Annotated in this window: 5 protein-coding genes; 2 read left to right on the top strand and 3 right to left on the bottom strand. The window is 55.6% G+C overall.

The features are described 5' to 3' along the window. Positions 1-954 (bottom strand): dihydropteroate synthase (locus VMU57_RS08315; RefSeq protein WP_325382343.1); only part of this gene is annotated, 954 nt, incomplete at its 3' end. Beyond that, positions 951-2,093 (bottom strand): homocysteine S-methyltransferase family protein, encoded by a 1,143-nt coding sequence (locus VMU57_RS08310; RefSeq protein ID WP_325382341.1) that lies wholly within the window; start codon positions 2,091-2,093, stop codon positions 951-953. The genes VMU57_RS08310 and VMU57_RS08315, both read right to left, overlap by 4 nt. A 488-nt stretch (positions 2,094-2,581) precedes the next feature. Here VMU57_RS08310 and VMU57_RS08305 point away from each other — a divergent pair, with 488 nt between their 5' ends. Both VMU57_RS08305 and VMU57_RS08300 read left to right on the top strand, forming a co-directional pair. Continuing rightward, a complete protein-coding gene (locus VMU57_RS08305) occupies positions 2,582-3,637 on the top strand; it encodes a hypothetical protein (protein WP_325382339.1) in 1,056 nt (351 codons plus the stop codon). A gap of 197 nt (positions 3,638-3,834) precedes the next feature. After that, positions 3,835-4,008 carry a hypothetical protein gene (locus tag VMU57_RS08300; RefSeq protein WP_325382337.1) on the top strand — a complete coding sequence of 58 codons (174 nt, stop codon included), beginning with the start codon at positions 3,835-3,837 and terminating at the stop codon, positions 4,006-4,008. Positions 4,009-4,078: 70 nt separating this feature from the next. Here VMU57_RS08300 and VMU57_RS08295 read toward each other — a convergent pair whose 3' ends face one another. After that, on the bottom strand, positions 4,079-6,454 hold the full coding sequence (locus tag VMU57_RS08295) for an HAD-IC family P-type ATPase (RefSeq protein WP_325382335.1): 2,376 nt from the start codon (positions 6,452-6,454) through the stop codon (positions 4,079-4,081). Positions 6,455-6,779 lie beyond the last annotated feature (325 nt).

The raw sequence follows: 6,779 nt of genomic DNA, 5'->3' as shown, positions 1-6,779 counted from the left end.
CTTCTTTTCACTCACGACCGCGCCGACGTTCTTCAGCGATTCGCCGTGCTCCACCAGTCGCTCGGTCGCGTCGGGACGGCGGTTGAGCAGCACATCCTCAACCAGCCCTTTCAGCTCCGGCTCGATCTCCTCGTACACCTCGAGCATCCCGGCATTGACGATGCCCATGTCCATGCCCGCTGCAATGGCGTGATAGAGAAACGCAGAATGCATGGCCTCGCGTACTTTGTTGTTGCCTCGAAAACTAAACGAGATATTTGATACTCCGCCACTGACTTTTGCATGCGGCAGGTTGTCCTTGATCCACCGCGTGGCGTTGATATAGTCCACGGCATAGTTGTTATGCTCCTCCATGCCGGTGGCAACTGTAAGGATGTTCGGATCGAAGATGATATCTTCCGGCGGAAATCCAACCTCGTCGACCAGGATCCGATATGCGCGCTCGCTGATGCGGATTTTTTCCTCGTACGTCGCAGCCTGTCCCTGTTCATCGAAGGCCATGACCACAATCGCCGCACCATATTTCAACACCGTAGCTGCGTTCTTGCGGAACTTCTCTTCGCCTTCTTTCAGCGAAATGGAGTTGACAATCCCCTTGCCTTGCAGACATTTGAGGCCCGCCTCGATCACCTCCCACTTCGAGGAGTCCACCATGAACGGCACTTTGGCGACCTCGGGCTCGCTTCCCAGCAATTGCAAGTAGCGCGTCATTGCCTCGACGCCATCGATCATGCCCTCGTCCATACAGATGTCGAGGACATTCGCTCCATTCTCGACTTGCTGCCGAGCCACGCTTACCGCTTCCTCGTATTTGCCTTCCTTAATTAGCTTCGCGAACTTCGGTGAACCGGCCACATTGGTCCGCTCCCCGATCATGATGTAAACGCCACGTTGCTGGGTGAAAGGTTGCGATCCTGACAGACGAAGCGGCTTCGCCACTGCAGACACACTCATGCTCTGCTCTCGACCTCAGATTCGTAAGACTCCGCAGTCGGCTCTTCAGCAGGAATGATTCCCCATCTTCGCGGAGGCTGCCCATCGAGCGCTTTGGCAATGGCCGCGATGTGCTCAGGCGTGTTGCCGCAGCAACCGCCGGCGATATTGATGAGCCCTCCTCGCGCAAAGTTCCCTAGATAACGGGCCATGTCATCCGGTCCCAGATCGAAGCCGGTTTCTGACAGTGGATTCGGCAAACCGGCATTCGGATAACAGGAGATTGCAACATCTGCCTTCTGCGAGAGCTCTTCTAGAAACGGATACATAAGATCGGGTCCGAGAGAGCAGTTGAGTCCCACCGACAGCGGCTTCATGTGTTGCACCGCGTTCCAAAACGCCTCAGTGGTCTGCGCGGAGATCAACGTTTCGCCGCCCCGCCCGACAGCTGCCGAAATCATCACCGGCAACTCTTTGCCGTCTTGATCGAAAACTTCACGTATGGCGACAAGCGCTGCCTTGGCATTCAGTGAGTCGAAGATCGTCTCAACCAAAAGCAGGTCTGAGCCTCCGGCAATCAGGGCTCGTACCTGTTGGATGTATGCGGATTTTACCTGATCGAAGATCACGACCCGGAAGCCAGCATCATCGGCATCGGGTGAGTTCGAGAGTGACACGGTCAGTGGACCGATTGCCCCCGCCACAAATCGTTGCCGTCCTGTTTCATTGCTAAACCGATCGGCCAATTCACGGCATTGACGCGCCGACGTCTCATTGATCTCCCAGGCCAGGCCGTTCAGAAATGGATCCTCGATAACCTTCTGGTAGAACGCAGGGTCCTTACGCCCACCCCGCTCGCGCGGATCGTCGACAAAAAATTCACTTTGGGTGATGCTGGTCGCACCGAAGGTATTGGTCTCGATGATGTCCGCGCCGGCTTCCAAAAATCGGCGATGAATGTCGCAGATCATATCCGGTTGGGTCAGCGAGAAAAGGTCTCCATTGTTCAGGAGGTCCTTCGTCGAGTCCTGGAAACGGCTCCCGCGAATGTCCGCTTCCTTCATGCCATAGGTGCGGATGGTCGTGCCCATTGCCCCATCAATGATGGCGATCCGACTCTCGAGTATCTTTTGCAGAGGATGTTGATGGGCTTTTGTCATATCTTTTCAATGGCCTTGTTGATGGCGAATTTGCCAATAGCTGACGTCACATTGAGCCGCAATGTTTTGATATCAACACGATGCTCGGGACTCAGAAAGGTTTGGTTTTCTTCGCGCTAGTTTTTCTTGGCCATGCTCTTGAGATCGCGGAAGAGCTCGTCATGCCCAACCTCTATCCACCACTGGAGACACTTTTCCGAAATCGGCTCATCGAGCTTGTGAATGCGGCTTAGCTTTACATCCACCACATTCTATTCCGTAACAGACTGCCTCCATTATAGCGATGGTCGCCAGCATCCCAATTGAGGGACATTGGATCAATCACGCGATAATGGTACCGTGAGGATATCGCGGGGTTGCCGAAGTGGTCCGCTATGGAATTGACCAACAAATCGCGCGGTCTCGAAACTTTAGAGAGTATTGAGCATTTCGCACAGGCCTCTTGACTCTAAGAGCCTGCGGGGAGGCTTTTGCGGAGAATTGAAAGATTGCCATCGATAGCTGTTCCATCCCGCATCAATCGAAAGCCATTTCTGCCAGCAGGCGCGGTAACAGGTATCGGCAGTCTTCCCCATACCTCTGTAGCATCAGCAATCACGTCGGTCGCCGAATTTTCACCGGAAGTTCCCTTCTGGCCCCAACTCCCGCGAATCTCAGAAAGGGAGGCTGCCATTGGCCAGGGCCTCGGAGTTTTGGCAGATCTAATAGAGCCGAGGAACGAAGGCTACGGATATCAAGTAAAAGCCGGCCGCGTAGAACCCGTGCTTGATGCCCTTCACAGAAGTACTGGAGAGTTGACATCGGCAAACGCCGCAGGTTTTGGCGCGTTCGAAGAAGGATACTCATCGGGCATGTTCGCCTCTGCTAGTGCAGTTAAGGGGCAGATCGAAGGCCCAATTACCCTGTCGGCGTATCTATTCCATCGGGGCCAGCCCTTCCTGTCCGATCCCGCACTTTTTGCTGCCGTAGCATTCCATGTCTCGCAGATGATCTGCTGGCAGATTGATCGTTTGAAATCTGTTGGCCTGCCTGTACTGTTGTTTGTTGATGAACCAGCCTTGAGCCTGGAGGTGCCGTGTGCGAACTCTGTCCCAGAGGAAATGAGACTCAACGCATTGGCCGTCACGCTCGAAGACGCGCGGACGCGCGGAGCTTACGCCGGACTTCATTGCTGCGCAGCACGTCCGTTCGAACGTATGTACTGCGTAAAGCCCGATATCATTTCGTTCGATGCTCACGAGGGACTTGACTTATTTTTTGCCGATTGGCGTGCGCTTGACTTCGTGCAACAGGGAGGAACTGTTGCCTATGGAATTGTGCCCACCCGACCCGGGCTGAGCGCCGTTGATTCAGCAAGCATCTTTATTCGTTGGCTGAAGGCAGCATCACTCGCCGGCGACCCGAATAAGTTTGCACAGAACGCGATGGTCACGGCAACCTGTGGGCTTGGAATGCTCGATCCCTCATCTGTCGCTGTATCATTCGGCGTCGCGCAAAATATAAGCAAACTTATCAGAAGTTTGGCTGGAGGGCCTCATCCATAAACGGCTACTAAAGAGCTGTTCGTCTCACCTCCCGTCATCTTGGTATCGTCCAGAATATTCGCCCACAGGCTTACGACGGAAACGCAACATCGCTCCATTCCCCTCCAGTCCGCCTAGTCTCATCGACGACAGGTGAACATGGACTGTTGCGACGAAAGCAAGGTTACAGCGCCGCCATGATGGTTGAGGAATCGCGCATGCTGCAAGTCAGCATCTTCCAGACGCTACAAAATAATCTTCGTGGGGTGGACTTCAGCCTTTTGCTGGTGGACGTGATGGCGATCGCCGAGGAGGTGGACTCGCAACTCGCCCAAGCCATGACAAGCTACGTTGCCGAATCGAAGTTAGACATGCTGCCAGTCCACGCATGAGTCCGACATGCACCAGAGTGCCGGGAACTCCGCCGAATTCAGGGAGAGCCGCTGTTGATGACGAGAACGCTCAGGAAATTCCGAGACGCTTGAAAACAGGAATTTTTATCCCGGCCATGATCAACCAGAAAGCGATCGCTGCTGCGAATTCGCAAGCCAGAATTGGTATAGGTAGTGGGGTCATCGCGAATCCGAAGGCGGCCAACGTAGAGATGATTAGAAGGTCAGCAATCGAGGAAAGAAGCAGCCAGAGAGTTGGTCGCAAGCCCCAGAAATGTCGCCGGTCACGTATGGCGTAAATGGTGGCCTCGCTGCCGTAGACGATTGCTACAACTGACAGAGTTCTCAGGGCGTCGACCCCAAGCCCCAACTTGAATTTGCCAACGAGCAGTATCGCTATACAGAACGTTAGAAAGCACGCTGCCAAAACTGCCGCTGCGGTAGTGATCCTGCCTATTTGCCATGAATTCGGCGTCTCCGACGGACTGACGTTGTCAGTCGTCAAGGACATTGCCAGGAAGTCGCCGGTGATCATCACGATGACCATCAGCATGGGAGTGAGCACAGCGTGACCTGTGATGATGAGGCCAAAGGCGAGCAAGAGAACCTGTGTAATCTTCTTGAGGACTGAGTTCAACGTGTAGGTGAGGATGCGCTGGAACGTCGTCCTGCCTTCCTTGACAGCGGCGACGATTCCTCCCAGACCGGCCTTTGTCAGAACGACGCCCGCCGCCGATTTTGCCACGTCGGTTGCCGTCGACACCGCGATCCCGATTTGTGCCTGGCGCAGGGCAGGTGCATCATTTGCGCCGTCTCCACACATACCGACGGTATGACGATTTTTCTGAAAAGCTTTGACGAGGTTGTATTTTCCTTCAGGCAGAATGCTGGCAAAGACTGCGAAGTCCTGCGGTTTGACACCGTCGGGAATGGGTCCGGGTGGGCAGACGGCGCCCTCGAGCCCAACCGCGTGAGCCACAATTCCCGCTGTGGCGGGTGCGTCACCGGTCACCATGACGGTGCGCACTCCGAGAGTATGGAGTTCTGAGATGAGGGAAGCAGAGTCGGTTCGCGGCGGGTCGCTTAGTGCGATGAAGCCGATAAGACTCATTGACGCTGGGGGTCCCGCAGCTACCGCTAGGACTCGGAAGCCCTGCTGCTCGAGTTCATCCGCGATATCGGATGCCTTCGAGGCGGGTGCCGCGAGACTCGCTACGGCGATAAAGGCTCCTTTGACGATCCGTTCTGTGGTACCTTTTGCATCGGTCACTGTGGCTTCAGAGGTCTTCTTCGCAGGATCGAATGGAATGAACTTGATCAGCTTCGGAAGGTCCGTTGCCGGCTTTTTCAGGGAGGCCGCGCGAATCGCTGCATCGACCGAATCGTCGCCGCCCTCGGAACTCGCGAGTGCTGCCATTCCTAGGACGTGGGCCTCATGGATCCCTGGAAACGGCTTGACACTCGTTACTGAAAGCGCGTTAAGGGTCAAAGTTCCGGTCTTGTCTGAGCAGAGAACATCGATGGTTGCCGCTTCATCTACAGCGGAGAGCCGAGTCGGAAGGACGCCAATCTTCGCTAAAGCACGAGCACCCAGCGCGGATGCGAGGGTAAAGGTCGCGGGTAAGGCTACAGGAATCGAGGCCAAAACCGACGTGAGCAGCAGAGGAATGATTTCACTCCACGGCAGATGCCGGGTGTAGGCGTATATCCCTATCAGGAGAATCACGAACGCATTGAAAATGGCAAGGTTACGCACGATGCGCAGAACGGCAGTCTGTTGGGAGCTCACGGAGTGAGCGGTGCGAACAAGCTCGGCTGTTTTTCCGAACTTCGTGTGAACACCCGTAGCGGTCACTAGCGCCGTCGCCTCACCACGCCGCACAAGAGCCCCTGCATAGGTATCTGCACCGGCACCGGCTTCGACGGGCAGCGACTCTCCCGTAAGCATCGATTGATCGAGCGAGACAGACCCATCGAGCAGGTGGGCATCTGCGGCGACGACGCCGCCGAGCGACAGCTTCACCAAATCCCCGCAGACCAGATCCGCTGCGGGCACGGTTTTCCAGGCACCATCGCGCAGCACGGAAGCATTCAACGCGAGACTGGACTTCAAAGCCTTGAGAGTAGCCTGCGCGCGACCTTCCTGAAAATAGGCCAAAGCAGCGTTGAAAAACAGCAATCCCGCGATGACAGCAGCTTCGGTGTACTTATGGAGGACTATCTGAAGGATGATGGCAGCTTCAAGCAGCCACGGAACCGGCGCCCAAAACTTCGCCAAGGCATTCCGAAGCGGATGGACAGACGTATCCGGCATCGCATTGGGTCCGTCCTTTTGGAGGCGGCTAGCCGCCTCCTGACTCGTAAGACCTTTCGGCGGAGTGCTCGCATCTGCTTTAGCGAGGGTATTGGTTGGCGCAACTGTGGGTTCCTCTGCGGTTGTAGGCATCTTTCTCCTTCGTCAAGTGGTACATGTAAAAATCCGCTCGGCTTAACTGTTCGTGAACAGACCTGCGCGAGGATGTCCTTTTGCGAATGGCGGGGCAGCGACGGGCTCGATGAAATCTGGCGTCCAGTGCCAGTCCCTGATCTCCGGCAGCATGCCGACTTCACGATTATGCCGACTCCTTACTGGAGACAGCGATGTGGAGGGCCTCGGGGTGTGTCTGGTGTCGGCATAATCAAAGGGCATCCAGGAAGGCCAACAGTTTATCGTCAGGACGATATCGTGCGGGGTTGACGCCAAGCGGCGCAGTGCGTGAGAGTGCTTTCTC

The sequence above is a fragment of the Edaphobacter sp. genome (assembly GCF_035532915.1).
Classification (GTDB): domain Bacteria; phylum Acidobacteriota; class Terriglobia; order Terriglobales; family Acidobacteriaceae; genus Edaphobacter.
Note: the sequence above shows the minus strand (reverse complement) of the source record. Positions and strands in the feature narration are given on the sequence as shown.

Bases quoted from the DNA above. Each gene is read 5' to 3' on its own strand.
- VMU57_RS08310 (WP_325382341.1), bottom strand. From the start codon at position 2,093: ATGACAAAAGCCCATCAACATCCTCTGCAAAAGATACTCGAGAGTCGG.
- VMU57_RS08300 (WP_325382337.1), top strand. From the start codon at position 3,835: ATGCTGCAAGTCAGCATCTTCCAGACGCTACAAAATAATCTTCGTGGG.
- VMU57_RS08295 (WP_325382335.1), bottom strand. From the start codon at position 6,454: ATGCCTACAACCGCAGAGGAACCCACAGTTGCGCCAACCAATACCCTC.